The following is a 25,228-nucleotide window of genomic DNA, read 5'->3' as shown; positions in this document are numbered from 1 at the left end:
GATGCCACGGCATCCGGGGCTTTGGCGATCTGCGACACTGGATGAACCATGCCTAAGCCCGGAGAACTGACCTTTGTCGCGCCGCGTGGCGCCAAGCCCCCGCGACACCTTGCCGACCTCGCCCCCGCCGATCGCAAGGCGGCCGTCGCGGAGCTCGGCGAGCAGCCGTTCCGCGCCAAGCAGCTGTCGAACCACTACTTCGGCCGGCTGTCGAGCGACCCGGCCGAGTGGACGGACATCCCGGCGGGCAGCCGGGAGAAGCTGACCGAGGCGCTGCTGCCCGAGCTGATGTCGGTGGTCCGGCACGTCTCCTGCGACGAGGACACCACCCGCAAGACGCTGTGGAAGCTGTTCGACGGCACCCTGGTCGAGTCGGTGCTGATGCGCTACCCCGACCGGGTGACCATGTGCATCAGCTCGCAGGCGGGCTGCGGGATGAACTGCCCGTTCTGCGCCACCGGCCAGGCCGGGCTGACCCGGAACCTGTCGACCGCCGAGATCGTCGAGCAGATCGCGGCCGGGATGCGCGCGCTGAAGGCCGGCGAGATCCCGGGCGGCGAGGCGCGGCTGTCCAACGTGGTCTTCATGGGCATGGGCGAGCCGCTGGCCAACTACAACCGGGTGCTGGCCTCGATCCGCCGCCTGACCGACCCGGCGCCGGACGGCTTCGGCCTCTCCCAGCGCGGCATCACGGTCTCCACCGTCGGCCTGGTCCCGGCGATGAACCGGCTCGCGGACGAGGGCCTGTCCTGCCGCCTGGCGCTCTCCCTGCACGCCCCGGACGACGAGCTCCGGGACGAGCTGGTGCCGGTGAACACCCGGTGGAAGGTGGCCGAGGTGCTGGACGCCGCGTGGAACTACGCGGAGCAGTCCGGCCGACGGATCTCCATCGAGTACGCGCTGATCAAGGACATCAACGACCAGGCCTGGCGGGCCGACCTGCTCGGCCGCCTGATCAAGAACCACCGGGTGCACGTCAACCTGATCCCGCTGAACCCGACGCCGGGGTCGAAGTGGACCGCCTCCCGTCCCGAGGACGAGCGGGAGTTCGTCCGGCGGCTGCAGTCGCACGGTGTGCCGACCACGGTCCGGGACACCCGGGGCCAGGAGATCGACGGCGCCTGCGGCCAGCTGGCCGCCGCAGGATGATCTGACGGTATGACAGTGGGGCCCCGGACATCGTCCGGGGCCCCACTGTCATACCGTCAGGCGAGCGCGCCCGCCGCGAGCACCGCGGTCAGGCCGCCGGTGAGCAGCAGGACCGTGCCCGCCGCGAGCACCCGCAGGGCGGCCGCGCCGATCAGCAGCCCGGGGGCGGCGCCCAGCCGGAGCAGCGTGGAGCTGACGTCCCGTCGGGCGCTGCGCACCTCGGCGGCCCGGACCAGCAGGGCGGCCAGCGCGCAGGCGACCACCAGCAGGCCCTCGACGCTGGTCAGCGTCTCGGAGCTGCCGGGGCGGCCGATCCAGTAGCGGAACGCGGCCAGTACGGCGGCGCCGGTCAGCCCGAGCACGGCCAGCGGGGTGCCGATCCGGCTGGCCTCGGCGGTCAGGCCGCGGCCGGCCAGCAGCCGGAGCGGGGTGGGGCGGCCGAGTGCCAGCAGCCGGCCGGTCAGCGCCAGCAGCGGGGCGGTGAGCAGGGCCAGGCCGAGCGCGGCGAGCGCCCAGCCGACCAGGGCCGCCACACCGGTGTCGCCGAGGCCGCCGGGCAGGCTGACCGGGCGGCCGTCCACCGAGGCGCCGGGCCGCAGGCCGTACAGCTCCAGGGCGGTCCCGGTCACCAGCAGGCCGGTGGGCAGGGCGAGCCGGAGGGGGCCGAAGCCGGTCGGGGCGGGGTGTTCCCGGCCGGTGGGCAGCGGGTCGCCGAGCGGGACGGCGCAGGCCGCCGAGACGCCGGCCACCAGCGGGACCAGGACCAGCAGGGTGATCGGGGCGGCGGCGGGCAGTGGGCTGCCCATGCCGAGGTCGGCCGCCAGCGAGGGGTCGGCGATGTCGTTGCGCAGGACCAGGAAGAGCAGCAGGGCGAGGGCGCTGCCGAGGGTGCAGGCGAGCGCGATCTCCCCGGCGACCAGCAGCCGGATCCGGACCGGACCGGCTCCGGCGGCGGTCAGGCCGTTGATCCGTTCGGGGCGGGCGGCGGGTACGGCGCGGGCCGCGACGGCGGCGAACCAGCCGACGGCGGCCAGCGGCGGCAGGCACCAGAGCAGCCGGGGCAGCGAGCTGACGGAAGGTTCGCCGAGGGCGCGGCCGAGCGCGCGCAGCAGCAGGGCGGCGACCAGGGCGGCGGCGGTCGCGGTGAGCAGCCAGCGGCCGAGGTCGGCGGGCCGGTAGCCGCGGGCCAGGCGGAAGTACAGCATGGTCAGCGCCCCGCGGTGAGCGCGGCGGCGCCGCGCGGGACGGGGGCGACCGGTCCGGTCAGCCGGCCGTCCAGCAGGGCGACGGTGCGGTCCGCGTACTTGACCAGCTCGGGGTCGTGGGTGGCCAGCACCAGGGTGAGCTGGTGCGAGCGGGCGGCGCTGGCCAGTATCCGCAGCACCTGGTCCTTGGCCTCGCGGTGCAGCGGGGCGGTCGGGTCGTCGGCGAAGACCACCGAGGGGAGCGGGGCGAGCGCGCGGGCGACCGCGATCCGCTGGCGCTGACTCTGGATCAGCTCGGCGGGGCGGCGCTTGGCGTGGTCGGCCACGTCCAGCCGCTCCAGCCACTCGGCGGCGGCGGTGTACGCGGCCTTGTGGCCGGCGCCGGAGAGCAGCAGTGGCAGGGCCACGTTCTCCCGGGCCGTCAGCTCGGGGACCAGGTGCGGTTCGGAGCCGACGAAGCCGAAGCGGTCCCGGCGCAGCCGTTCCCGGCCGGTCCGGTTCAGGGTGTGCACGGGGGCGCTGTTGAACCAGACCTCGCCCTCGTCCACCGGGAGCAGCGCGGAGAGGCAGCCGAGCAGGGTGCTCTTGCCGGAGCCGCGCGGGCCGGTGACGGCGAGGACCTCGCCCTCCCGGACGCCGATCGAGATCCCGCGCAGGGCGGGGGTGCCGTGGTGGGACTTGACGATCCCTCGGGCCCACAGCACGTCGTTGTCGGGCGGGGCCGCTGACATGAGGTCCATCCTGGTGCCGACGGGGATATGACAGTCGTCAGATTAGAACGACCGGGGCGGGTCGAGGATGCGGCACACTGACCCAATCAGGTCGAAATGGCGGCGAATCCGGCGTGTTGGCCGCAAGAAATCCCCTCCGGTACGGCCCGGAACGCCCGAAGGCGGCCCCGGAGAGCAGGGCCGCCTTCGGCGGAGGGTGGGTCGGAAAGCCTGAATCAGATCTTGGCCCACGCGTCGGTGAGGCTGACCCGCAGGATCTGCTCGATCTCGTCGAAGGTCGACTGGTCGGAGATCAGCGGCGGGGCCAGCTGGATGACCGGGTCGCCACGGTCGTCGGCGCGGCAGTACAGGCCGTTGTCGTAGAGCGCCTTCGACAGGAAGCCGTAGAGCACGCGCTCGACCTCGTCGTCGTTGAACGACTCCTTGGTGACCTTGTCCTTCACCAGCTCGATGCCGTAGAAGAACCCGTTGCCACGGACGTCGCCGACGATCGGCAGGTCGCGGAGCTTGTTCAGGGTGCCGAGGAAGTTCGCCTCGTTGTCCAGCACGTGCTGGTTCAGGCCCTCGCGCTCGAAGATGTCGAGGTTGGCCAGCGCCACCGCGGAGGAGACCGGGTGGCCACCGAAGGTGTAGCCGTGCAGGAAGGTGTTGTCACCCTTGTAGAACGGCTCGGCCAGACGGTCCGAGATGATCGTGGCGCCGATCGGGCTGTAGCCCGAGGTCATGCCCTTGGCGCAGGTGATCATGTCGGGCTGGTAGCCGAACTTGTCGGCGCCGAACATGGTGCCGAGCCGGCCGAAGGCGCAGATGACCTCGTCCGACACGAGCAGCACGTCGTGGCGGTCGCAGATCTCGCGCAGGCGCTGGAAGTACCCGGGCGGCGGCGGGAAGCAGCCACCGGCGTTCTGCACCGGCTCGACGAAGACGGCGGCGACGGTGTCGGCGCCCTCGTTGAGGATCGCCACCTCGATCTCGTCGGCGGCCCAGCGGCCGTACGCCTCGGGGTCGATCTTGCCGTCGCGCTCCAGGAAGGCGGGGGCGCGGTAGATGTTGGTGTTCGGCGCCTTGTGGGTGCCCGGGACCAGCGGCTCGAACGGGGCCTTCAGGCCCGGCAGGCCGGTGATCGACAGGGCGCCCTGCGGGGTGCCGTGGTAGGCGACGGCGCGCGAGATGACCTTGTGCTTGGTCGGCTTGCCGGTCAGCTTGAAGTACTGCTTCGCCAGCTTCCAGGCGGTCTCGACGGCCTCGCCGCCACCGGTGGAGAAGAAGACCTTGTTCAGGTCGCCCGGGGCGTAGTTGGCCAGCCGCTCGGCCAGCTCGATCGCCTTCGGGTGGGCGTAGCTCCACACCGGGAAGAAGGCGAGCTCCTTGGCCTGCTTGGCGGCGGCCTCGGCGAGCTCCTCGCGGCCGTGGCCGGCCTGCACGACGAACAGGCCGGCCAGGCCGTCCAGGTACTTCTTGCCCTTGTCGTCCCAGACGTAGGTGCCCTGGCCCTTGACGATCGTCGGCACGGGGGAGTTCTCGTACGACGACATGCGGGTGAAGTGCATCCACAGGTGGTCGTAGGCGGTCTTGGAAAGGTCCTTCTGCGCCGGGTCGGCAGTCATCTGGTGCCCCAGGTGTAGGTCTGTTTCCGGAGCTTCAGGTAAACGAAACTCTCGGTGCTCCGCACGCCGGGAAGCGCGCGGATGCGCTTGTTGATCAGTTCGAGCAGGTGCTCGTCGTCCTCGCAGACCAGTTCGGCCAGCAGGTCGAACGAGCCTGCGGTGCAGACCACGTAGTCGACCTCGTCGAGGGCGGCCAGCGCGTCGGCGACGGGTTCGATGTCGCCTTCGACGTTGATCCCGACCATCGCCTGCCGGGTGAAGCCGACGGTGAGGGGATCGGTGACGGCGACGATCTGCATCACGCCTTGGTCGAGCAGCTTCTGGACCCGCTGACGTACCGCCGCCTCGGACAGGCCGACGGCCTTGCCGATGGCGGCGTACGGGCGACGCCCGTCCTCCTGGAGCTGCTCGATGATCGCCTTGGAGGCGGCATCGAGGGGAACGCTCGCGTTCCGGTCGCGGTTGGCCACGTCGCCACTGTGCCTGATCGTTTCGTCGTGCGCAACCACGTCTGCTGCTGATTTCGTCGTCGTTTCGAAAATTGCATGCGGATTACGTGGCACTTGTCCAGGAGTACTGCCGAGAACCGAAGTCGACCGGTTAGGCTGGTCAGGTACACGCGGAGGCGTGCACACCCCACTCAGTGGACCGCGGCTCCCACAGCCCGGCCACTCGGCGCCGGAGTACCCTGGCGCCGGTTCCTGCAACGTGGCAGGCCCCGACCGAGGAGAGACCCGTGAGCGAGCTTCGTACGCTGCGCAACTACGTCAACGGTGAGTTCGTCGATGCGGCGGACGGCCGCACGCTGGACGTGATCGACCCGACCACCGGCGAGGTGTACGCGACGTCGCCGCTGTCCGGCCCGGCGGACGTGGACGCGGCGATGGCCTCGGCCGCCGTGGCGTTCCCCCTCTGGCGTGACTCCACGCCGTCCGTTCGGCAGAAGCTGCTGCTCAAGATCGCGGACGCGGTCGAGGCGCGGGCCGACGAGATCGTGGACACCGAGTGTCGCAACACCGGCAAGCCGCGCTCGCTGACGCTGTCGGAGGAGATCGGTCCGATGGTGGACCAGATCCGCTTCTTCGCCGGCGCCGCCCGCCTGCTGGAGGGCAAGGCCGCGGGCGAGTACATGGACGGGATGACCTCGATCGTCCGCCGCGAGCCGGTCGGCGTCTGTGCCCAGGTCGCGCCGTGGAACTACCCGATGATGATGGCCGTGTGGAAGTTCGCCCCGGCCATCGCGGCGGGCAACGCGGTCGTGCTCAAGCCGTCCGACACCACCCCGGCCTCCACCCTGCTGCTGGCCGAGATCATCGGCGGCGTGCTGAAGGAGCTGGAGCTCCCGGCCGGTGTCTTCAACGTGATCTGCGGTGACCGCGAGACCGGCCGCCTGATGGTCGAGCACCGCACCCCCGCGATGGCCTCGATCACCGGCTCGGTGCGGGCCGGCATCCAGGTCGCCGAGTCGGCGTCCAAGGACGTCAAGCGGGTGCACCTGGAGCTCGGCGGCAAGGCCCCGGTCGTGGTCTTCGAGGACGCCGACATCGCCGAGGCCGTCGAGGGCATCTCGGTCGCGGGCTTCTTCAACGCCGGCCAGGACTGCACCGCCGCCACCCGGGTGCTGGTGCACGAGTCCATCCATGACGACTTCGTGACCGCGCTGGCCAAGGCCGCCGCCGACACCAAGACCGGCGGGGTGGACGAGGAGGACGTGCTCTACGGCCCGCTGAACAACGCCAACCAGCTCAAGCAGGTGGCCGGCTTCATCGAGCGCCTGCCCGCGCACGCCAAGGTCGAGGCCGGTGGCCACCGAGTCGGCGAGGTCGGCTACTTCTACGCGCCCACCGTGGTCTCCGGCCTGAACCAGGACGACGAGATCATCCAGAACGAGGTCTTCGGCCCGGTCATCACCGTGCAGAAGTTCACCGACGAGGACCAGGCGGTGGACTACGCGAACGGCGTCGAGTTCGCGCTCGCGTCCTCGGTGTGGACCAAGGACCACGCCCGGGCGATGCGGATGTCGCGCCGGCTGGACTTCGGCTGCGTCTGGATCAACACCCACATCCCGCTGGTCGCCGAGATGCCGCACGGTGGCTTCAAGAAGTCCGGCTATGGCAAGGACCTGTCGTCGTACGGCTTCGAGGACTACACCCGGGTCAAGCACGTGATGACCGCGATCTGACGCGAAGTCATGTAAGAGGGGGGCGCATCCGGGTGGGTGCGCCCCCCTCTGCTTGTCAGGCTGTCGGGTGAGACGCGGACCGCCTGACAGGATGCAACTGCACCTCGGCCGCACGGTTCCCTACGCTTACCGGCATGAGCACCCCCACTGCTGACTCGGCCGCCGGGCAGGCTGTCAAGGCCGCCGACCGCGCGCACGTCTTCCACTCGTGGTCCGCCCAGGCGCTGATCGACCCCCTCGCGGTGGCCGGTGCCGAGGGTTCGTACTTCTGGGACTACGACGGCAACCGCTACCTCGACTTCTCCTCGCAGCTGGTGAACACCAACATCGGTCACCAGCACCCCAAGGTGGTCGCCGCGATCCAGGAGCAGGCCGCCAAGCTGTGCACGATCGCCCCGGGCTTCGCCCAGGAGTCGCGCAGCGAGGCGGCCCGGCTGATCGCCGAGCGCACGCCGGGGGACCTCGACAAGATCTTCTTCACCAACGGCGGTGCCGAGGCGGTCGAGAACGCCATCCGGATGGCCCGGCTGCACACCGGCCGGCAGAAGGTCATGTCGACTTATCGCTCCTACCACGGCGCCACCGCCAACGCGATCGCACTGACCGGCGACCCGCGCCGCTGGGCCAACGAGACCGGCGTCTCCGGCGTGGTGCACTTCTGGGGCCCGTACGCCTACCGCTCCAACTTCCACGCCGAGAACGAGGCGCAGGAGTGCGAGCGCGCGCTGGAGCACCTGGAGCAGGTGGTGGCCTTCGAGGGCCCCGGCACCATCGCGGCGATCATCCTGGAGACCGTGGTCGGCACGGCGGGCATCCTGGTCCCGCCGCCGGGCTACCTGGCCGGGGTTCGGGAGATCTGCGACCGGTACGGCATCGTCTTCATCCTGGACGAGGTGATGGCGGGCTTCGGCCGGACCGGTGAGTGGTTCGCCGCCGACCACTGGGGCGTCGTCCCCGACCTGCTGACCTTCGCCAAGGGCGTCAACTCCGGCTACGTCCCGCTCGGCGGCGTGGCGATCTCGGCCGAGATCGCGGCCACCTTCGCGGAGCGTCCGTTCCCCGGCGGGCTCACCTACTCGGGCCACCCGCTGGCCTGCGCCTCGGCGGTGGCCACCATCAACGCGATGGCCGACGAGGGCATCGTGGCGAACGCCAAGCACATCGGCGAGACGGTGCTCGGCCCCGGCCTGCGCGAGCTGGCCGAGCGGCACCCCTCGATCGGCGAGGTGCGCGGGCTCGGCGTGTTCTGGGCGCTCGACCTGGTGAAGAACCGGGAGACCCGGGAGCCGATGGTGCCGTACAACGCCGCCGGTGCCGCCAACGCGCCGATGGCCGAGCTGGCCGCCGCCTGCAAGCAGCGCGGGCTCTGGCCGTTCGTCAACATGAACCGCTTCCACGTGGTCCCGCCGTGCACGGTCAGCGAGGAGGAGGCCAAGAGCGGCCTGGCGATCCTCGACGAGGTGCTCACCCTCACCGACGCGCACACCAGCTGACGCACCGTCCGTCGCGGCCCCGGGCTTCTTTCGTGCAGCCCGGGGCCGCCCCTTGTCCGGAGACCAGTCACCCATGACCTTCACCCGTCGCGCCCTGTTCGGCGCCGCGAGCCTGCTCGGCCTCTCCGCCTGCGGGATCCCCGCCGCCTACGTGCCCGAGGAGCGGCGGGCCGCCGCCGACCGCTCGGAGCGGGACAAGGCGCTGACCTTCTCCAACTGGACGCAGTACATCGACACCGACGACAAGGGCGGGCGGCCGACCCTGGACGCCTTCGCGCAGGACGCCGGGATCGAGGTCGCGTACACCGAGGACATCAACGACAACGACGAGTTCTTCGGGAAGCTCAGCCCGGTACTGGCCCAGGGCGGCGACCCCGGCCGCGACCTGATGGTGGTCAGCGACTGGATGGCCGGACGGTACGTGGCGCTCGGCTGGGTGCAGGAGTTCGACGCGGCCAACATGCCGAACGTCGCCAAGCACCTGGACCCGCAGCTCGCCTCGCCGGCCTTCGACCCGGGGCGCAGGCACAGCGTGCCGTGGCAGTCCGGGATCACCGGCATCGCGTACAACCGGAAGGCGCTCGGCCGGGAGCTCCGGTCGACGGCCGATCTGTGGGCGCCCGATCTCAAGGGGCGGGTCACGCTGTTCGCCGGGATGGACGAGGCGCTCGGGCTGCTGATGCTGGCTCAGGGCGCGGACATCTCGAAGTTCACGGCGGACGACGCGCATCGGGCGATGGCCCAGGTGCAGCAGCTGGTGGACACCCGGCACATCCGGCGGTTCACCGGCAACGACTACACCAGCGACCTCGCCTCGGGGGCGGCGGTCGCCTGCCAGGCGTACTCCGGCGACGCGATCCAGCTCAAGGCGGAGAACCCGGACATCGAGTTCGTGGTGCCCGAGGAGGGCGGCGAGCTGTGGGCGGAGAGCCTGCTGGTGCCGAACCGGGCCGCGCACAAGCAGAACGCCGAGCTGCTGATCGACTACTACTACCGGCCCGAGGTGGCGGCGGAGTTGGCGGCGGCGGTGCAGTACATCTGTCCGGTGCCGGCGGCGCGGGACGTGCTGGCGAACAGCGCGGACGCGGAGACCGCTGCGCTGGCGGAGGAGGCGTTGATGTTTCCGACGGACGAGATGCGGGCGCGGCTGCACTCCATGCGGGACGTCACGGCTGCGGAGCGGCCGGACTTCCACCGGATCTGGGGCAAGGTCGCCGGGGTCTGACTCTGACGAACGGTTCGCGCCTCGACTACCTGCGAACCGCGTCGAGGGCGAGCAGGGCGACGTGCAGGGAGAGGCAGGACTCGACCTGGTCGAGGTCGACGGCGAGGATGCGTTCGACCTTGTGGAGGCGGTCGTAGAAGGACGGGCGGGAGAGGTGGGCGGCGTCGGCGGCGGCCGACTTGTTGCGGCCCTGTTCGAGGTAGATCCGCAGGAGTTGGACCAGTTGGCCGCCGTGCTCGGCGTCGTACGCCAGCAGGGGGCCCAGCTCGCGTTCCACGTAGGTCTGCAGGCGGGCGTCGTCGCGGAGCAGGTGGAGCAGGCCGCGCAGCCGGACGTCGGGCAGGCGGTAGTAGGAGGCGGCCCGGCCGCCGGGGGAGTCGTGCAGGGCGGCGTCGGCGACCTGGGTGGCCTCCAGCAGGGTTCGGCGGGCGTCGCGGACCGAGCCGACCGAGGAGCCGACCGCGATCACCGGCTCGAAGACGGGTGACGCGCCGTCACGTGCCCCGTCCGCGACCAGCTTGCGCAGCGCTGCGGCGAAACCCTCCAGCGCGGCGTGCTCGTCCTGCTGCGAGCCGAGGGCGATCAGGACGCCCACGCCCTCGTCGTCGAGGGCGCCGACCAGGGCGGAGAGCCGGCAGCTGCGGATCGCGGTGGCGGCCAGTTCGGTGAAGTCGCGCAGCCGGGCCTGGGCCTCCAGGGCGGCGGGGATCGGGCCGCGGCGCTGGCGGAGTACGACGCCGACCAGGCGGCGGCTGTCCAGCGGGACGCCCAGGGCGGCGGCCCGCAGGGCGACCTCACTGACCGTCAGGGCGTGGGTGAGGATGCCGGAGAGCAGGGTGCGGTGGGTCTGCCGCTCCAGCGATTCGCGGTCGCGGACCACCAGCCGGTTGAGGGCGAGGGTGGCGGCGCCGCGTTCCAGCAGCATGGCGTGCGGGTGCGGGACGTCGGCGGGCAGCGGGCGGGGGTCGTCGACCAGGATCAGCCGGCCCCAGTCCTGGCCGCGGGCGCCGACGGCGGTGACCAGCCAGCCGCTGCGCGGGTCGTACCCCGTCCGGCCGGGCGGGCGGACCCCGCGGGAGCGGCGTTCCCAGCCCTCCAGCAGTTCGGTCTCGGGGCGGCCGGCCGTCTCGTGCGCGAGCACCTGGTGGGCGAGGTTCTCCAGCACCACCGGGGCGCCGGCCATCCGGGCGACCTGGCGGACCACCTCGGCGGGCTCGGCGCCTTCGACGGCGAGCTCGTTGAAGACCTGGTGGACGGCTTCGGAGATCCGCAGCTGCTCCAGCTGGGCGTTCACCACCAGCGCGTGCACGGCCTCGGTGACGGCGACGAAGCGCAGTTCGCGGCGGAGCGCGATCAGCGGCAGTCCGCGCTGCTCGGCGGCGTGCACCAGGGCGCGCGGCAGGGTGTCGAAGTAGCGGCGGCCGAACTCGACCACCAGGCCGGCGGCGCCGATCTCGGCCAGCTCGCGGACGTACCTGGCCAGTCCTTCGCGGTCCTCGGGCAGTGCGATGCCGGTGGTGAGCACCAGCTCGCCGCCCTGCAGCATGCCCGCCACGTCGGGGAGCTCGCTGACGTGCACCCAGCGGACCGGACGTTCCAGGTGCTCGGCGCCGGCCACCACTTGGGGCAGGCCGCGTCGCATCACGTCGAGGTCGAGCACGCGGGCGACGGTGGGCAGCACGGGAGGACCTTCCATGGGCAGCAGGGTGTCAGGTGAATCATGCATCGACCAGACGAACTGTTGCCTTTCCACCCTGTAAGGCCCTTGTGGCCGAGGCTGTCGGAGTGACCCTTGTCACCCCGAGGAGTGAGCAGGCATCGTCAGCGGGTCGGCATACCGGCCCGGACCACGGGCCGTGGGATGAATACCGTGTTGCCCCCGAAATCCGTCGCGTAACGAGAACGCAACAGCGGAATCCCTTGTAGAGGCAACCCCCGGGTGTCAGGATCACCGGACCCCGAGGATCCCTGGCCGACTCACCGGGCACCCTGGAGGAACCTGATGGACCTGACCGACTTCAGCACGGGCGCGCAGTACATCGCGGGCCGGCTGACCGAGGGCACCGGGACGGAGCCCTTCCAGGTCGTCAACCCGGCCGACGGCAGCGTCGTCCAGCACGTCACGCTCGCCTCGACCGGCGACGTGGACACCGCCGTGGCGGCCGCGAAGGCCGCGCTGCCCGCCTGGTCCTCGGCCACCCCGGGCGCCCGCTCGGAGGCGCTGCTCAGGCTGGCCGCCGTGCTGGCCGGGCACGCCGAGGACTTCGCCCGGGTGGAGACCGCGCAGACCGGCAAGCCGATCAAGCTCTCCACCGAGTTCGACGTGCCGGGCACGGTCGACAACACCTCGTTCTTCGCCGGGGCCGCCCGCAACCTGGAGGGCAAGGCCGCGGGGGAGTACTCCGGCGACCACACCTCGTACGTCCGCCGCGAGGCGATCGGCGTGGTCGGCTCGATCTCGCCGTGGAACTACCCGCTGCAGATGGCCGCCTGGAAGATCCTCCCGGCGATCGCGGCGGGCAACACCATCGTGCTCAAGCCGGCCGAGCTGACCCCGCTCACCTCGCTGATGTTCGCCCGGGCCTGCACCGAGGCGGGCATCCCGGACGGTGTGGTCAACGTGGTCACCGGCGCCGGTCGCGGCGCGGGCGAGCACCTGGTCTCGCACCCGGACGTCGCGATGGTCTCCTTCACCGGCTCCACCCCGGTCGGCCGGCGGGTCGCCGAGCTCGCCACCGCGAGCGTCAAGCGCACCCACCTGGAGCTCGGCGGCAAGGCCCCGTTCGTGGTCTTCGACGACGCCGACCTGGACGCCGCCGTGCACGGCGCGGTGGCCGCCTCGCTGATCAACGGCGGCCAGGACTGCACCGCCGCGACCCGCGCCTACGTGCAGCGCCCGCTGTACGACGCCTTCGTGGCGGGGGTCGCCGAGCTGTACGGCCAGGTCAGGATCGGCCACCCGCTGAACCCCGCGACCGACCTCGGCCCGCTGGTCTCGTACACCCACCGGGACCGGGTGGCCGGCTTCGTCGAGCGGGCCCGCTCGTACGCCACGGTGGTGACGGGTGGTCAGGCCCTGGGCCTCGGCCACGACGGCACCGACCTCAACCCTGGTGCGTACTACCTCCCCACCCTGATCACCGGGGCCCCGCAGGACAGCGAGGTGGTGCAGGGCGAGATCTTCGGCCCGGTGCTGGTCGTGCTGCCCTTCGACTCCGACGAGGAGGGTCTGCGGCTGGCCAACGACACCCCGTACGGCCTGGCCGCCTCCGCGTGGACCCGGGACATCCACCGCTCGCTGCGCGCGACCCGGGAGATCCAGGCCGGCTGCGTCTGGGTCAACGACCACATCCCGATCATCAGCGAGATGCCGCACGGCGGCTACAAGGCCTCCGGCTACGGCAAGGACATGTCCCAGTACTCGCTGGACGAGTACACCCAGCTCAAGCACGTCATGTTCGACACCACCGCGGTCGCCAGGAAGGACTGGCACCGCACGGTCTTCGGAGACAGATAACCCCCGTCTGCTCCGCCACCTTCTTCCCCCGAAGGGTGTCCCCAGCATGGAGTTCAACGAGATCGCCGACGGTATGTCAGCTCCCGTCCGCAAGGCATGGGAACGCAGTCTGACCAACGGCCGGGCCGCGATGACCCGGCGGCGCTTGGTACAGGTCACCGCCCTGCTGGCCGGTACCGGCACCCTCGCGGCCTGCGGCATACCCGCGGCCAAGTCCGGCTCCACCGAGAGCGCGCCGGCCGCCGGGCCGGACAGCTCGGACACCGACAAGACGCTCAACTTCTCCAACTGGCCGCTCTACATCGACGTGGACGCCAAGGACGAGACCAAGCGCCCCACGCTGGACGCCTTCACCGCCGCCACCGGGATCAAGGTCAAGTACACCGAGGACGTCAACGACAACGTCGAGTTCTTCGGCAAGGTCAAGCCGCAGCTGGCGGCCGGTCAGGACACCGGCCGGGACCTGGTGGTGCTGACCGACTGGATGGCCGGCCGGCTGATCCGGCTCGGCTGGGCGCAGAAGCTGAACCCGGCCAACCTGACCAACGCGCTCACCAACCTGGAGGCCCGCTTCCGGGCCCCCGACTGGGACCCGGGCCGCCAGTACTCGTACCCCTGGACCAGCATCCAGACCGTGATCGCCTACAACAAGAAGGCCACCAAGGGGAAGGCGGTCACCAGCGTCGCCCAGCTGCTGGACGACCCGGCGCTGAAGGGGCGGGTCACCTTCCTCTCCGAGATGCGCGACACCGTCGGCATGGTGCTGCTCTCGATGGGCAAGGAGCCCGGGAAGTTCACCGCGGACGACTTCGACGCCGCGATCGCCCGGGTGCAGAAGGCCGTGGACAACAAGCAGATCCGCAAGTTCACCGGCAACGACTACGGCCAGGAGCTGTCCTCCGGGGACATCGCGGCCTGCATCGCCTGGGGTGGCGACCTGATCCAGCTGAGGGCGGACAACCCGGACATCGAGTTCGTCATCCCGGCGGAGGGCTACCTCTCCTCCACCGACAACATGCTGGTCCCGGCCAAGGCCCAGCACAAGAAGAACGCCGAACTGCTGATCAACTTCTACTACCAGCACGAGATCGCGGCGCAGCTCACGGCGGGCATCAGCTACGTCTCCCCGGTGGCGGGCATGGAGCCGGACCTCGCGAAGATCGCGCCCGCGGTGGCGGAGAACCCGCTGGTGGTCCCGACCCGGGAGATGGCCGCCAAGACGCACCTCTTCCGCAGCCTGACCGAGGCCGAGGAGACCGACTTCGAGGGCAAGTTCTCCAAGTTGATCGGCGCCTGACCCCCACCACGGCTCGGCTTCGAGCACCACCAGACAGAGAGACACCCCCATGACTGAGCAGCTGCGCGAGGCGGCGACGGCCGGTGGCGACGTACGCCTCACCGGTATCGGCAAGACCTACGGCGCCTTCACCGCCGTCCACCCGCTCGACCTGACCGTGCCCCAGGGCTCCTTCTTCGCCCTGCTCGGCGCCTCCGGCTGTGGCAAGACCACCACGCTGCGGATGATCGCCGGCCTGGAGGAGCCCACCAGTGGCACCGTCCTGATCGGGGGTCAGGACGTCACCGCGCTGCCGCCGTACAAGCGGCCGGTGAACACGGTTTTCCAGAGCTACGCGCTCTTCCCGCACCTGGACATCTTCGAGAACGTCGCCTTCGGCCTGCGCCGCCGGGGGAAGAAGGACGTCAAGAAGCAGGTCGAGGAGATGCTCGAGCTGGTCGAGCTCGGCCCGTACGCCCGCCGCAAGCCGCACCAGCTCTCCGGCGGCCAGCAGCAGCGGGTCGCGGTCGCCCGCGCGCTGATCAACCACCCGCAGGTGCTGCTGCTCGACGAGCCGCTCGGCGCCCTCGACCTCAAGCTGCGCCGGCAGATGCAGCTGGAGCTCAAGCGGATCCAGACCGAGGTCGGCATCACCTTCGTGCACGTCACCCACGACCAGGAGGAGGCCATGACCATGGCCGACACCATCGCGGTGATGAACGGCGGCCGGGTCGAGCAGCTCGGCGCCCCCGCCGACCTGTACGAGAACCCGGGCAGCACCTTCGTGGCCAACTTCCTCGGCCAGTCCAACCTGATCCCGGCCGAGGTCACCGGCAGCGCCGACGGCTCGCTGCTGCTCAGCGCCGGCGGCACCCGGCTGGCCGTGCCCCGGGCGCGGTGCGCCACCGAGGCGAGCAGCGTCTACCTGGGCGTCCGCCCGGAGAAGATCACCATCGCGGGCGCCGACAGCGAGGTGGCCGAGGGCCGCAACCGGCTCACCGGCACCGTGGTCGACTCCAGCTTCATCGGCGTCTCCACCCAGTACGTGGTGCGCGCCGAGACCGGCCAGGAACTCGCGGTCTTCGAACAGAACATGGACCGCGACACCCGGCTCACCCCCGGCGCCCCGGTCGTCCTGCACTGGAACCCGGCGCACTCCTTCGGCCTCGACGCCGCCCAGGCGATCGACGCCGGCACCGGGGAGGCCGCCGCGTGACCGCGACCACCGAGGCGGCACCGACCCAGGTGATACCTCCTCAGGAACGGCCGCCGCGCCGCAGGCTGACGCCGTACTGGCTGCTGCTGCCCGGCCTCGCCTGGCTGGTGGTCTTCTTCGTGGTGCCGATGGTCTACCAGGCCTCCACCTCGCTGCAGACCGGCTCGCTGGAGCAGGGCTTCCAGCTGACCTGGCACTTCTCGACGTACTGGGACGCGCTCAGCGAGTACAAGTGGCACTTCGTCCGCTCGTTCGGCTTCTCCGCGGTCGCCACTCTGCTCTGCCTGGCGATCGGCTACCCGCTGGCGTACACGATCGCCTTCAAGGCGAGCAAGCGGTGGCGGAACGTCATCCTGATCCTGGTGATCGCGCCGTTCTTCACCAGCTTCCTGATCCGCACGCTGGCCTGGAAGACCATCCTGTCGGACAGCGGCCCGGTGGTGGAGACGCTGAACGCGCTGCACCTGCTGAGCCTCACCGACGCGCTGGGCCTGACCACCGGTCAGCGGCTGCTGGCCACCCCGCTCGCGGTGATCTGCGGCCTGACGTACAACTTCCTGCCGTTCATGATCCTGCCGCTCTACACCTCGCTGGAGCGGATCGACCCCCGGCTGCACGAGGCCGCCGGTGACCTGTACGCGCGGCCGTTCACCACCTTCCGCAAGGTCACCTTCCCGATCTCGCTGCCGGGTGTGGTGGCGGGCACGCTGCTCACCTTCATCCCGGCCTCGGGCGACTACATCAACGCCCAGCTGCTCGGCTCGCCGAGCGAGCAGATGATCGGCAACGCGATCCAGAAGCAGTTCCTGAACGTGCTCGACTACCCGACGGCCGCCGCGCTGAGCTTCATTCTGATGGCCCTGATCCTGGGCATGGTGACGGTCTACATGCGCAAGGCCGGGACGGAGGAGCTGGTCTGATGTCTCGTCTGCTCAAGTGGGTCCGCGCCCACCTCGTGGTGCTGGCCGGGCTGCTCGCCCTGGCCTACCTGGTGCTGCCCAACCTGGTGGTGCTGGCGTTCTCGTTCAACAAGCCCAGCGGCAAGTTCAACTACGAGTGGAACCAGTTCTCCACCGATGCCTGGACCGACCCGTGCGGCGTCGCCGACATGTGCGGCTCGCTCTCGCTCAGCCTGCAGATCGCGGTGCTGGCCACCGTCGGCGCCACCGTGCTCGGCACCATGGTCGCCTTCGCGCTGGCCCGCTACCGGTTCCGGGGACGGGGCGGGGCGACCGGCCTGATCTTCCTGCCGATGGCGATGCCCGAGGTGGTGATGGCCGCCTCGCTCGGCACCCTGTTCCTCAACATGCGGATCCCGTTCGGCTTCACCACGATCCTGATCGCGCACATCATGTTCTGCCTGAGCTTCGTGGTGACGGCGGTCAAGGCCCGCGTGATGAGCATGGACCCGCGGCTGGAACAGGCCGCCCAGGACCTCTACGCCACCCCGGTGCAGACCTTCCTGAAGGTGACCCTGCCGCTCGCCGCCCCCGGCATCGCGGCCGGCGCGCTGCTCAGCTTCGCGCTCTCCTTCGACGACTTCATCATCACCCAGTTCAACTCGGGACCGACCACGGTCACCTTCCCGATGTTCGTCTGGGGTGCCTCGCAGCGCGGCATCCCGGTGCAGGTCAACGTGATCGGCACCGCGATGTTCCTCGCCGCCGTGGTGCTGACGGTGGTCGGCCAGTGGGTCGGCAACCGTCGGAAGGCCAGCGCCTGACAATCTGTACGTACTGTCTGAAATACCGTCAATCCGTAGAAAGTAGCTGATAGGCATGGACTCCGCCCGTGCGCTCAGTGATGCCCGACCGACCCCCTTCTGGCTGGAGGACCCGGGTCGCCCGGAGGCCCTGGCCGCGCTGGTGGGTGACACCAGGTGCGACCTGCTGGTGGTCGGGGGCGGCTACTCCGGACTCTGGACGGCACTGATCGCCAAGGAGCGCGACCCCTCGCTGGACGTGGTCCTGATCGAGGGGAACGAGATCGGCTGGGCGGCGTCCGGGCGCAACGGCGGCTTCTGCGCCTCCAGCCTCACCCACGGCTTCGGCAACGGCCTCCAGCGCTGGCCGGGCGAACTGGCCGAGCTGGAGCGCCAGGGCCTGGCCAACCTGAACGCGATCGAGGACACGGTCAAGCGGTACGGCATCGACTGCGAGTGGGAGCGCACCGGCGAGATCGACATCGCCACCCAGCCGCACCAGCTGGCCGAACTGCGCGAGGTCGCGGAGGCGGTCGGCGAGTACGGCGGCGAGCTCACCTTCCTGGACGCCGACCAGCTCCGCGAGCAGGTCGACTCGCCCACCTTCCTGGGCGGCATCTGGGACAAGGAAGGGGTGGCCATGCTGCACCCCGCCAAGCTCGCCTGGGGCCTGCGGGACGCCTGCCTCGCCCAGGGCGTCCGGATCTTCGAACGGACCAAGGGCCTCGCGCTCGCCGAACACGGCAGCGGGATGGCCGTCCGCACGCCGTACGGCCGGGTCTTCGCCCGCAGGGTCGCGCTCGGCACCAACGTCTTCCCCTCGCTGGTCAAGCGGGTCCGGCCGTACATCGTCCCGGTGTACGACTACGCCCTGATGACCGAACCGCTGACGGACGAGCAGCTCGCCTCGATCGGCTGGACCGGACGGCAGGGGCTGAGCGACAGCGCCAACAAGTTCCACTACTTCCGGCTCTCCGCCGACAACCGGATCCTCTGGGGCGGCTACGACACCATCTACCACTTCGGCAGCAAGGTGCAGGCCGAGCACGACCAGCGGCCGGAGACCTTCCGCACCCTGGCGCGGCAGTTCTTCCAGACCTTCCCGCAGCTGGACGGCGTCCGCTTCACCAACGCCTGGGGCGGGGCGATCGACACCTGCACCCGGTTCTCGGCGTTCTTCGACACCGCCTACAAGGGCCGGGTCGCCTACGCGGCCGGCTTCACCGGCCTCGGCGTCGGCGCCACCCGCTACGGCGCCGAGGTGATGCTCGACCTGCTGGCCGGCGAGCTGACGGAGCGTACGGCGCTGGAGATGGTGCGCAGCAAGCCGCTGCCGTTCCCGCCCGAGCCGGTGCGCTGGGCCGGGATCGAGATGACCAAGTGGTCGCTGGACCGCTCCGACCGGCGCGGCGGGCAGCGCAACCTGTGGCTGCGCACGCTGGACCGGATGGGGCTGGGCTTCGACAGCTGACTCCGGAGTTGAAGGGTGGGGCGTTCCGTTTCGACGGGGCGCCCCACCTTTTTGGTGTTTACGTGTAAGAGACCGGTGCTCCGCTCCTCTCCCTCCTGACGGGTACCCGAGTAGGAGGACCGATGGAGAGCACCCCTGGTGACCGTGCGGTGGACTGGCTGGCCGCCGCCGCACCCGATCCGCAGGCCTGCCGCGCGGACTGGGAGCGGAGCGGACGGGGCGTCATGCTGCTCCCGGCCGGCCGGCTCTGGGACGTGCTGCTGGTCCCCGGACGGTTAGGGCACCTCGCCTTCGAGGTGCTCGCCCGGCGGGGGGCCGGGACCGGGCCGGTGTACGCGGACTTCGCGGACGGGCAGCTCGGCTTCCTGGTGCCGCTCGGCACAGCCGGGCGCTGGGTCGGCACCGGCGTACGGAGCGCGGGCAGCGGCAGCTGGGTGGCGCTGCCGCACCCGGCCGGGGCGCACGCGGGCGGGGCCGGGCGGGGGCTGCGCTGGCTGGCCGCGCCGGACGGCTCGGGGCGGCTGACGGATCCGGCGGTGCTGGAGCTGGCGCTGCACGAGGTGGCGTCCCGGCTGATGTGACCGGCCCGGTCGGTGGGTGCGGACAGCAGAAACGTCCCTGCCCGGGGCGGCTTGGCGACGACCTGTAAGGCTGAATCTTCATTCCCCGTCAGCCTGTTCGTTGAGCCGGGGCGCGCGGGTGAGCAGACTGGAGAACGAGCGCGGTAGCCCGTGATCCCGCCGCCCGGCCGATGCCGGCGGCGCCGTACAGGGACCGTCGGCCGAGGCGCCGAACGGACTTCGGAGGCAGACGACCTTGAGCAAGCACATCACCCACTGGATCGACGGCGCCGCCGTCGCCACCGCCGGCTCCGCCCCGCGTCGCGGCGACATCTTCGACCCGGCCACCGGCCAGGTCACCGGGCAGGTGGACTTCGCCTCGATCGCCGAGGTCGACCAGGCCGTGGCCGCGGCCGCCGCGGCCTTCGGCGAGTGGCGGCACGCCTCGATCGCCAAGCGCACCCAGGTGCTCTTCGCGTTCCGCGAGCTGTTCAACGCCCGCAAGGACGAGCTGGCCTCGATCATCGTCTCCGAGCACGGCAAGGTGCACTCCGACGCCCTCGGCGAGCTGGCCCGTGGCCAGGAGGTCATCGAGTACGCCTGCGGCATCCCGCAGTTGGTGAAGGGCGGCTTCACCGAGCAGGCCTCGACCGGCATCGACGTCTACTCGATCCGTCAGGCGCTCGGCCCGGTCGCGATCATCTCGCCGTTCAACTTCCCGGCGATGGTCCCGATGTGGTTCTTCCCGATCGCCATCGCGGCGGGGAACACCGTCGTGCTCAAGCCCTCGGAGAAGGACCCCTCGGCCGCGATCTTCATGGCCGAGCTGTGGAAGGAGGCCGGGCTGCCGGACGGCGTCTTCAACGTCGTGCACGGTGACAAGGTGGCCGTCGACCGTCTGCTGGAGCACCCCGACATCAAGGCCGTCAGCTTCGTCGGCTCCACCCCGATCGCCCGCTACGTCTACGAGACCGGCACCCGGTACGGCAAGCGCGTGCAGGCGCTCGGCGGCGCGAAGAACCACATGCTGGTGCTCCCGGACGCCGACCTCGACCTGAGCGCCGACGCCGCCATCAACGCCGGCTTCGGCGCGGCCGGCGAGCGCTGCATGGCGGTCTCCGTCCTGGTCGCGGTCGACCCGATCGGCGACGAGCTGGTCGACAAGATCAAGCAGCGGATGGCCACCCTCAAGGTCGGCCCCGGCTGCAACGGCGAGAGCGAGATGGGCCCGCTGGTCACCGGCCAGCACCGCGACAAGGTCACCTCGTACGTCGAGTCCGGCCTCGCCGACGGCGCCGAGCTGGCCGTCGACGGCCGGAAGCACACGATCGCGGGTGAGGACACCGCCGGCACCCCCACGGCCGACGGCTTCTGGCTCGGCCCCACCCTCTTCGACCACGTCAAGCCCGGCATGTCGGTCTACAACGACGAGATCTTCGGCCCGGTGCTGTCGGTCGTCCGGGTCGCCTCCTACCAGGAGGGCCTGGAGCTGATCAACAGCAACCCGTACGGCAACGGCACCGCCATCTTCACCAACGACGGTGGCGCCGCCCGGCGCTTCCAGCACGAGGTGGAGGTCGGCATGGTCGGCATCAACGTGCCGATCCCGGTGCCGGTCGCCTACTACTCCTTCGGCGGCTGGAAGGCCTCGCTCTTCGGCGACACCCACGCCTACGGCCCGGACGGCGTCCAGTTCTTCACCCGCGGCAAGGCGGTCACCTCGCGCTGGCTGGACCCCTCGCACGGTGGGATCAACCTCGGGTTCCCGACCAACTCCTGAGCTCGCGGCTTCTGCTTTTGCTTCCGACTGACGGCGGTCCGGCGACGGGCCGCCGTCAGGCGTTCCCGCTCCGCCGGAGCTTCAGCCGGAGCGCCTTGGTCGCGACCGGACCCAGACCGTCCACCACCTCGACCAGGGCGCCCATCCGGTCCAGCGCGTCGAACGCCGCCGACGCACCGTCAGGATCCACCCCCTCGTACAGCTCCAACCCGACGAACGACGCCGACACCGCCCGGGCCAGCCCCGGCACGTCCAGCAACTCGGCCAGCGGATGCCCGAGGAAGAGCCGCTCCAGCACCCGCTCGATCTCACCGCTCCACAGCCGCAGCGCATCGCCCGTCGCCACCCCGAGGGCCGGATAGCTCGACGCCCCCGCCAGGAACTGGCCGAGCAGCGCCACGTTCCCCCTTCGTTCCCGCCCTTCGCTGCCGCCTCAGGTCCGCGCACTCTCGCGAACCGGGCGGACATGCCGGGGCACACCGCCGTCGCCCGCCGTGGAGACGTACTCGGCGGTGAACGACCCCTGATACCCGATCACCGGCCCCAGCACCGGATTGGTCACCCGGACCTCGATCCGGAACCGGTCGACGCTGTCGTCGTACCACTCGTGCACCGTGGCCCGCCCGGTCAGCGCGGAAGGGCAACGCGGCGAGCCCGGCAGCGCGGAGACCCGCTGGTCCCCGGACGTGATTACCAGCCCACCGGCCGGGCTGACCCGGAAATCCAGGTCCACCGCGAGGTGCTGGTGAGCCCCGAGATAGTCGATCACCGTGCCCGGCCGGTCCGAGGCGATCATCGTCGCGTCGAACCGCCGCGGCCGGGTGAACTGGAAGGTCCGCACGAATGTGACCGTCTCCCGGCCGAAACCGTCCTGATAGGCGTAGTTGGCGATGGTGAACGCCACGTCGCGGCCGCGCTCCGGGAACAGGATGTTGCGGCTGCTCCCCAACCGGAGGAATGGCGTGACCAGCGGGGAGCCGTGCCAGATCTGGCCCATTCGGCCGGTGCCGATGCAGGCGATCTGGTCCTGACTGGAGAAACCGAAGCGGCGCTGGAGCTGTGGGTGCAGGCGTTCGAATTCGGAGCCGAGCGCGTTTCGGAAGATCGAGGCCGGGGCGGGGTGGCTGGCGGGGCCGGGGGTGTGCTGCGTGGTGGTGCCGGTGTCGGCGAGTCGGACGGCTGGCGGGTCTCCGATGTCAGGGTGCGGGTGTGGGCGCGGCTGTTGGCGCGGTCAGGTGGGCGAGTGCTTGCGGGGCGCGGGCGGAGGTTCGGTCCGGTGGCTTCCTGACACACCGTCGAGCGGCGGGTGTGCCGGCCCGGGGCGGCACCAGTACGGCCGGCAGAGCGGTGAGCGCCGCGCCGAGCGGCCCGGCGACGGCCAGCACCACCGCGCCTGCCCTGACCGCCACTTCGGCCCAGGCACTGCGCCGGGACCGTTCCGGCGTGATCTCGCGCTCGGCCCAGAGCCGGAGCCGATCGAAGGACCAGGCGGTCAGCCACCCGATCCATGGGCGGAGCACGTACCGGTCGAGCCCTTCTGCGAACGGGCCCGGCCAGGTCCAGGTGCGGTAGTCGTAGCCGGTGAGGAAGCGGACCTGCTCGGCAGGGGAAGGGGTCGGTACGTAGCGCCAGTAGCCGCTGCCCTCCCGGAGCGGTGACAGTCGCGAGTCGGAGGCGAACCGCAGTGCGCTGATCCGGGTGCCGTCGGGGCGGTGCCGTTCGGCAGTGGTGGTGCCACTGCCGGTCAGAGCAGCCGGGCCGGTGCGACCGAGCCCGAGTCGGTAGTGGAAGCGGACGGGCGTGCCCGGCGCGGGGGCGTTCTCGGGTGCTCAAGAGCGGTGTCGGTGAGGTGGTCAGGCGGGGGTGCGCAGGCAGCGTTTGCACCTGGAGTCGAGCGGGGGTAGTGTTCCCTAGTCGCTCGGCAGGGAGCACCGGACACGCATCGGCGCGGACGGTCCCGGAGTGGCCAATCCTCTGAACACATCTTCTGATCGAGCCGATTCGCGCGCTTTTGCGGGTCGGGTCTTTTTGTCGTGTGCGTTTATATGGATTGCGGCCGGATTCGCTTTGTGAAGCGGGGATCGGCTAAGGTTTGAAACGTCGGACAGGCCGTCAGGTCGGTTACGGCACAAGCTTCTTGAGGATCCGGAAGCGCGGAACGGCCGGTCAGGGAAACCTGATAGAGTCGGAAGCGCCGAAAGGCCGAAGGAAAGAGCGAGTCGGAAACGCTGAACGGCGAACATGATAAGCTCGGAACACGAAAGAACGAAGCGCCCGGAGGGTCCGCCTGATAAGCGGCTCGAAGGAAGTGTCCGTTCCTTGAGAACTCAACAGCGTGCCAAAAGTCAACGCCAGATATGTTGACATCCCCGGCCTCACCTTTGGTGGGGTTGGAGATTCCTTTATGAAGTAAAACACTAGCGAGGACGCAGTGCGCGGGGCCGCCCTATTCCGGTTGGTTGCCGCGCCGCTCTTCCGAAGTGGTTGCAGGATTACCTGCAGACATTCACGGAGAGTTTGATCCTGGCTCAGGACGAACGCTGGCGGCGTGCTTAACACATGCAAGTCGAACGATGAAGCTCTTCGGAGTGGATTAGTGGCGAACGGGTGAGTAACACGTGGGAAATCTGCCCTGCACTCTGGGACAAGCCTTGGAAACGAGGTCTAATACCGGATATGACCTTCCTCTGCATGGGGGTTGGTGGAAAGCTCCGGCGGTGCAGGATGATCCCGCGGCCTATCAGCTTGTTGGTGGGGTAATGGCCTACCAAGGCGACGACGGGTAGCCGGCCTGAGAGGGCGACCGGCCACACTGGGACTGAGACACGGCCCAGACTCCTACGGGAGGCAGCAGTGGGGAATATTGCACAATGGGCGAAAGCCTGATGCAGCGACGCCGCGTGAGGGATGACGGCCTTCGGGTTGTAAACCTCTTTCAGCAGGGAAGAAGCGCAAGTGACGGTACCTGCAGAAGAAGCACCGGCTAACTACGTGCCAGCAGCCGCGGTAATACGTAGGGTGCGAGCGTTGTCCGGAATTATTGGGCGTAAAGAGCTCGTAGGCGGCTTGTCGCGTCGGTTGTGAAAGCCCGGGGCTTAACCCCGGGTCTGCATTCGATACGGGCAGGCTTGAGTGTGGTAGGGGAGATCGGAATTCCTGGTGTAGCGGTGAAATGCGCAGATATCAGGAGGAACACCGGTGGCGAAGGCGGATCTCTGGGCCATTACTGACGCTGAGGAGCGAAAGCGTGGGGAGCGAACAGGATTAGATACCCTGGTAGTCCACGCCGTAAACGTTGGGAACTAGGTGTTGGCGACATTCCACGTCGTCGGTGCCGCAGCTAACGCATTAAGTTCCCCGCCTGGGGAGTACGGCCGCAAGGCTAAAACTCAAAGGAATTGACGGGGGCCCGCACAAGCAGCGGAGCATGTGGCTTAATTCGACGCAACGCGAAGAACCTTACCAAGGCTTGACATATACCGGAAACGGCTAGAGATAGTCGCCCCCTTGTGGTCGGTATACAGGTGGTGCATGGTTGTCGTCAGCTCGTGTCGTGAGATGTTGGGTTAAGTCCCGCAACGAGCGCAACCCTTGTTCTGTGTTGCCAGCATGCCTTTCGGGGTGATGGGGACTCACAGGAGACTGCCGGGGTCAACTCGGAGGAAGGTGGGGACGACGTCAAATCATCATGCCCCTTATGTCTTGGGCTGCACACGTGCTACAATGGTCGGTACAAAGGGCTGCGATGCCGCGAGGCGGAGCGAATCCCAAAAAGCCGGCCTCAGTTCGGATTGGGGTCTGCAACTCGACCCCATGAAGTTGGAGTTGCTAGTAATCGCAGATCAGCATGCTGCGGTGAATACGTTCCCGGGCCTTGTACACACCGCCCGTCACGTCACGAAAGTCGGTAACACCCGAAGCCGGTGGCCTAACCCGTAAGGGGAGGAGCCGTCGAAGGTGGGACCAGCGATTGGGACGAAGTCGTAACAAGGTAGCCGTACCGGAAGGTGCGGCTGGATCACCTCCTTTCTAAGGAGCACATAGCCGGATGTGAGCGAATGTCTCACACGGTTGCTCATGGGTGGAACGTTGACTATTCGGCACACACAGACGC

Annotated in this window: 20 protein-coding genes and 1 rRNA gene; 13 read left to right on the top strand and 8 right to left on the bottom strand. The window is 69.7% G+C overall.

Annotated features, from left to right (window positions below):
* Window positions 1-48: 48 nt before the first annotated feature.
* Window positions 49-1,149 carry a dual-specificity RNA methyltransferase RlmN gene (rlmN, locus tag F4556_RS11010; protein ID WP_184913844.1) on the top strand — a complete coding sequence of 367 codons (1,101 nt, stop codon included), beginning with the start codon at window positions 49-51 and terminating at the stop codon, window positions 1,147-1,149.
* Window positions 1,150-1,205: 56 nt separating this feature from the next.
* Here the strand turns inward: rlmN and F4556_RS11005 are convergent, their stop codons facing one another.
* The 4 genes from F4556_RS11005 to F4556_RS10990 form a co-directional block, all read right to left on the bottom strand.
* Window positions 1,206-2,354 carry a hypothetical protein gene (locus F4556_RS11005; RefSeq protein ID WP_184913842.1) on the bottom strand — a complete coding sequence of 383 codons (1,149 nt, stop codon included), beginning with the start codon at window positions 2,352-2,354 and terminating at the stop codon, window positions 1,206-1,208.
* Window positions 2,355-2,356: 2 nt separating this feature from the next.
* A complete protein-coding gene (locus F4556_RS11000) occupies window positions 2,357-3,085 on the bottom strand; it encodes an ABC transporter ATP-binding protein (RefSeq protein ID WP_184913841.1) in 729 nt (242 codons plus the stop codon).
* Between the two features lie 215 nt (window positions 3,086-3,300).
* Window positions 3,301-4,692 carry an aspartate aminotransferase family protein gene (locus F4556_RS10995; protein ID WP_184913839.1) on the bottom strand — a complete coding sequence of 464 codons (1,392 nt, stop codon included), beginning with the start codon at window positions 4,690-4,692 and terminating at the stop codon, window positions 3,301-3,303.
* On the bottom strand, window positions 4,689-5,162 hold the full coding sequence (locus tag F4556_RS10990; RefSeq protein ID WP_057232352.1) for an Lrp/AsnC family transcriptional regulator: 474 nt from the start codon (window positions 5,160-5,162) through the stop codon (window positions 4,689-4,691). Before F4556_RS10990 ends, F4556_RS10995 begins: the two co-directional genes overlap by 4 nt.
* Before the next feature lie 266 nt (window positions 5,163-5,428).
* Here F4556_RS10990 and F4556_RS10985 point away from each other — a divergent pair, with 266 nt between their 5' ends.
* The 3 genes from F4556_RS10985 to F4556_RS10975 all read left to right on the top strand — a co-directional run bounded on the left by F4556_RS10985 (window position 5,429) and on the right by F4556_RS10975 (window position 9,592).
* Window positions 5,429-6,874: a gamma-aminobutyraldehyde dehydrogenase gene (locus tag F4556_RS10985; RefSeq protein WP_184913837.1), complete on the top strand. Its 1,446-nt coding sequence runs from the start codon at window positions 5,429-5,431 to the stop codon at window positions 6,872-6,874.
* Window positions 6,875-7,008: 134 nt separating this feature from the next.
* Window positions 7,009-8,367, top strand: a complete 1,359-nt coding sequence (locus tag F4556_RS10980) for an aspartate aminotransferase family protein (RefSeq protein ID WP_184913835.1) — start codon at window positions 7,009-7,011, stop codon at window positions 8,365-8,367.
* Between the two features lie 73 nt (window positions 8,368-8,440).
* Window positions 8,441-9,592 (top strand): polyamine ABC transporter substrate-binding protein, encoded by a 1,152-nt coding sequence (locus F4556_RS10975; protein ID WP_184913834.1) that lies wholly within the window; start codon window positions 8,441-8,443, stop codon window positions 9,590-9,592.
* Between the two features lie 25 nt (window positions 9,593-9,617).
* On the opposite strand, the gene F4556_RS10970 is transcribed toward F4556_RS10975, so the two are convergent.
* The gene (locus tag F4556_RS10970) at window positions 9,618-11,273 is read right to left on the bottom strand and encodes a PucR family transcriptional regulator (RefSeq protein ID WP_184924494.1); all 1,656 of its coding nucleotides are present in this window, start codon (window positions 11,271-11,273) and stop codon (window positions 9,618-9,620) included.
* A 321-nt stretch (window positions 11,274-11,594) separates the two neighbouring features.
* Between F4556_RS10970 and F4556_RS10965 the strand changes: the two genes are divergently transcribed.
* From F4556_RS10965 to F4556_RS10930, 8 genes are all read left to right on the top strand, one after another.
* The gene (locus F4556_RS10965) at window positions 11,595-13,109 is read left to right on the top strand and encodes a gamma-aminobutyraldehyde dehydrogenase (protein WP_184913832.1); all 1,515 of its coding nucleotides are present in this window, start codon (window positions 11,595-11,597) and stop codon (window positions 13,107-13,109) included.
* A gap of 46 nt (window positions 13,110-13,155) precedes the next feature.
* Entirely contained in the window at window positions 13,156-14,406 is a 1,251-nt protein-coding gene (locus F4556_RS10960) for a polyamine ABC transporter substrate-binding protein (protein WP_184913830.1), read from the top strand.
* Window positions 14,407-14,455: 49 nt separating this feature from the next.
* Complete coding sequence (locus tag F4556_RS10955) at window positions 14,456-15,601, top strand: ABC transporter ATP-binding protein (protein ID WP_184913828.1); 1,146 nt, start codon at window positions 14,456-14,458, stop codon at window positions 15,599-15,601.
* Window positions 15,598-16,521, top strand: a complete 924-nt coding sequence (locus F4556_RS10950; RefSeq protein WP_313068252.1) for an ABC transporter permease — start codon at window positions 15,598-15,600, stop codon at window positions 16,519-16,521. The genes F4556_RS10955 and F4556_RS10950 overlap by 4 nt, the downstream gene beginning before the upstream one ends.
* Window positions 16,521-17,324, top strand: a complete 804-nt coding sequence (locus F4556_RS10945) for an ABC transporter permease (RefSeq protein ID WP_184913826.1) — start codon at window positions 16,521-16,523, stop codon at window positions 17,322-17,324. Before F4556_RS10950 ends, F4556_RS10945 begins: the two co-directional genes overlap by 1 nt.
* 55 nt (window positions 17,325-17,379) lie before the next feature.
* The gene (locus tag F4556_RS10940) at window positions 17,380-18,774 is read left to right on the top strand and encodes an NAD(P)/FAD-dependent oxidoreductase (protein ID WP_184913824.1); all 1,395 of its coding nucleotides are present in this window, start codon (window positions 17,380-17,382) and stop codon (window positions 18,772-18,774) included.
* 122 nt (window positions 18,775-18,896) lie between these two features.
* The gene (locus F4556_RS10935; protein ID WP_184913822.1) at window positions 18,897-19,355 is read left to right on the top strand and encodes a hypothetical protein; all 459 of its coding nucleotides are present in this window, start codon (window positions 18,897-18,899) and stop codon (window positions 19,353-19,355) included.
* A gap of 235 nt (window positions 19,356-19,590) precedes the next feature.
* Window positions 19,591-21,114: a CoA-acylating methylmalonate-semialdehyde dehydrogenase gene (locus F4556_RS10930; protein WP_184913821.1), complete on the top strand. Its 1,524-nt coding sequence runs from the start codon at window positions 19,591-19,593 to the stop codon at window positions 21,112-21,114.
* Window positions 21,115-21,169: 55 nt separating this feature from the next.
* Here the strand turns inward: F4556_RS10930 and F4556_RS10925 are convergent, their stop codons facing one another.
* From F4556_RS10925 to F4556_RS39410, 3 genes are all read right to left on the bottom strand, one after another.
* On the bottom strand, window positions 21,170-21,514 hold the full coding sequence (locus F4556_RS10925) for a hypothetical protein (protein ID WP_184913819.1): 345 nt from the start codon (window positions 21,512-21,514) through the stop codon (window positions 21,170-21,172).
* A 33-nt stretch (window positions 21,515-21,547) separates the two neighbouring features.
* On the bottom strand, window positions 21,548-22,183 hold the full coding sequence (locus tag F4556_RS10920) for a DUF4166 domain-containing protein (protein ID WP_221504086.1): 636 nt from the start codon (window positions 22,181-22,183) through the stop codon (window positions 21,548-21,550).
* A 127-nt stretch (window positions 22,184-22,310) separates the two neighbouring features.
* The gene (locus F4556_RS39410) at window positions 22,311-22,634 is read right to left on the bottom strand and encodes a hypothetical protein (RefSeq protein WP_184913817.1); all 324 of its coding nucleotides are present in this window, start codon (window positions 22,632-22,634) and stop codon (window positions 22,311-22,313) included.
* 985 nt (window positions 22,635-23,619) lie between these two features.
* Here F4556_RS39410 and F4556_RS10910 point away from each other — a divergent pair.
* Window positions 23,620-25,143, top strand: a 16S ribosomal RNA gene (locus tag F4556_RS10910).
* Window positions 25,144-25,228 lie beyond the last annotated feature (85 nt).

The sequence above is a fragment of the Kitasatospora gansuensis genome (genome assembly GCF_014203705.1).
Lineage (GTDB): Bacteria > Actinomycetota > Actinomycetes > Streptomycetales > Streptomycetaceae > Kitasatospora > Kitasatospora gansuensis.
Note: the sequence above shows the minus strand (reverse complement) of the source record. Positions and strands in the feature narration are given on the sequence as shown.

What these genes read in the sequence shown, in the direction of transcription:
- F4556_RS10955 (WP_184913828.1), top strand. Translation starts at nt 14,456, where the DNA reads ATGACTGAGCAGCTGCGCGAGGCGGCGACGGCCGGTGGCGACGTACGC.
- F4556_RS10940 (WP_184913824.1), top strand. Translation starts at nt 17,380, where the DNA reads ATGGACTCCGCCCGTGCGCTCAGTGATGCCCGACCGACCCCCTTCTGG.
- F4556_RS10935 (WP_184913822.1), top strand. Translation starts at nt 18,897, where the DNA reads ATGGAGAGCACCCCTGGTGACCGTGCGGTGGACTGGCTGGCCGCCGCC.
- F4556_RS11005 (WP_184913842.1), bottom strand. Translation starts at nt 2,354, where the DNA reads ATGCTGTACTTCCGCCTGGCCCGCGGCTACCGGCCCGCCGACCTCGGC.
- F4556_RS10945 (WP_184913826.1), top strand. Translation starts at nt 16,521, where the DNA reads ATGTCTCGTCTGCTCAAGTGGGTCCGCGCCCACCTCGTGGTGCTGGCC.
- F4556_RS10965 (WP_184913832.1), top strand. Translation starts at nt 11,595, where the DNA reads ATGGACCTGACCGACTTCAGCACGGGCGCGCAGTACATCGCGGGCCGG.
- F4556_RS10975 (WP_184913834.1), top strand. Translation starts at nt 8,441, where the DNA reads ATGACCTTCACCCGTCGCGCCCTGTTCGGCGCCGCGAGCCTGCTCGGC.
- F4556_RS10980 (WP_184913835.1), top strand. Translation starts at nt 7,009, where the DNA reads ATGAGCACCCCCACTGCTGACTCGGCCGCCGGGCAGGCTGTCAAGGCC.
- F4556_RS11000 (WP_184913841.1), bottom strand. Translation starts at nt 3,085, where the DNA reads ATGTCAGCGGCCCCGCCCGACAACGACGTGCTGTGGGCCCGAGGGATC.
- F4556_RS10995 (WP_184913839.1), bottom strand. Translation starts at nt 4,692, where the DNA reads ATGACTGCCGACCCGGCGCAGAAGGACCTTTCCAAGACCGCCTACGAC.
- F4556_RS10960 (WP_184913830.1), top strand. Translation starts at nt 13,156, where the DNA reads ATGGAGTTCAACGAGATCGCCGACGGTATGTCAGCTCCCGTCCGCAAG.
- rlmN (WP_184913844.1), top strand. Translation starts at nt 49, where the DNA reads ATGCCTAAGCCCGGAGAACTGACCTTTGTCGCGCCGCGTGGCGCCAAG.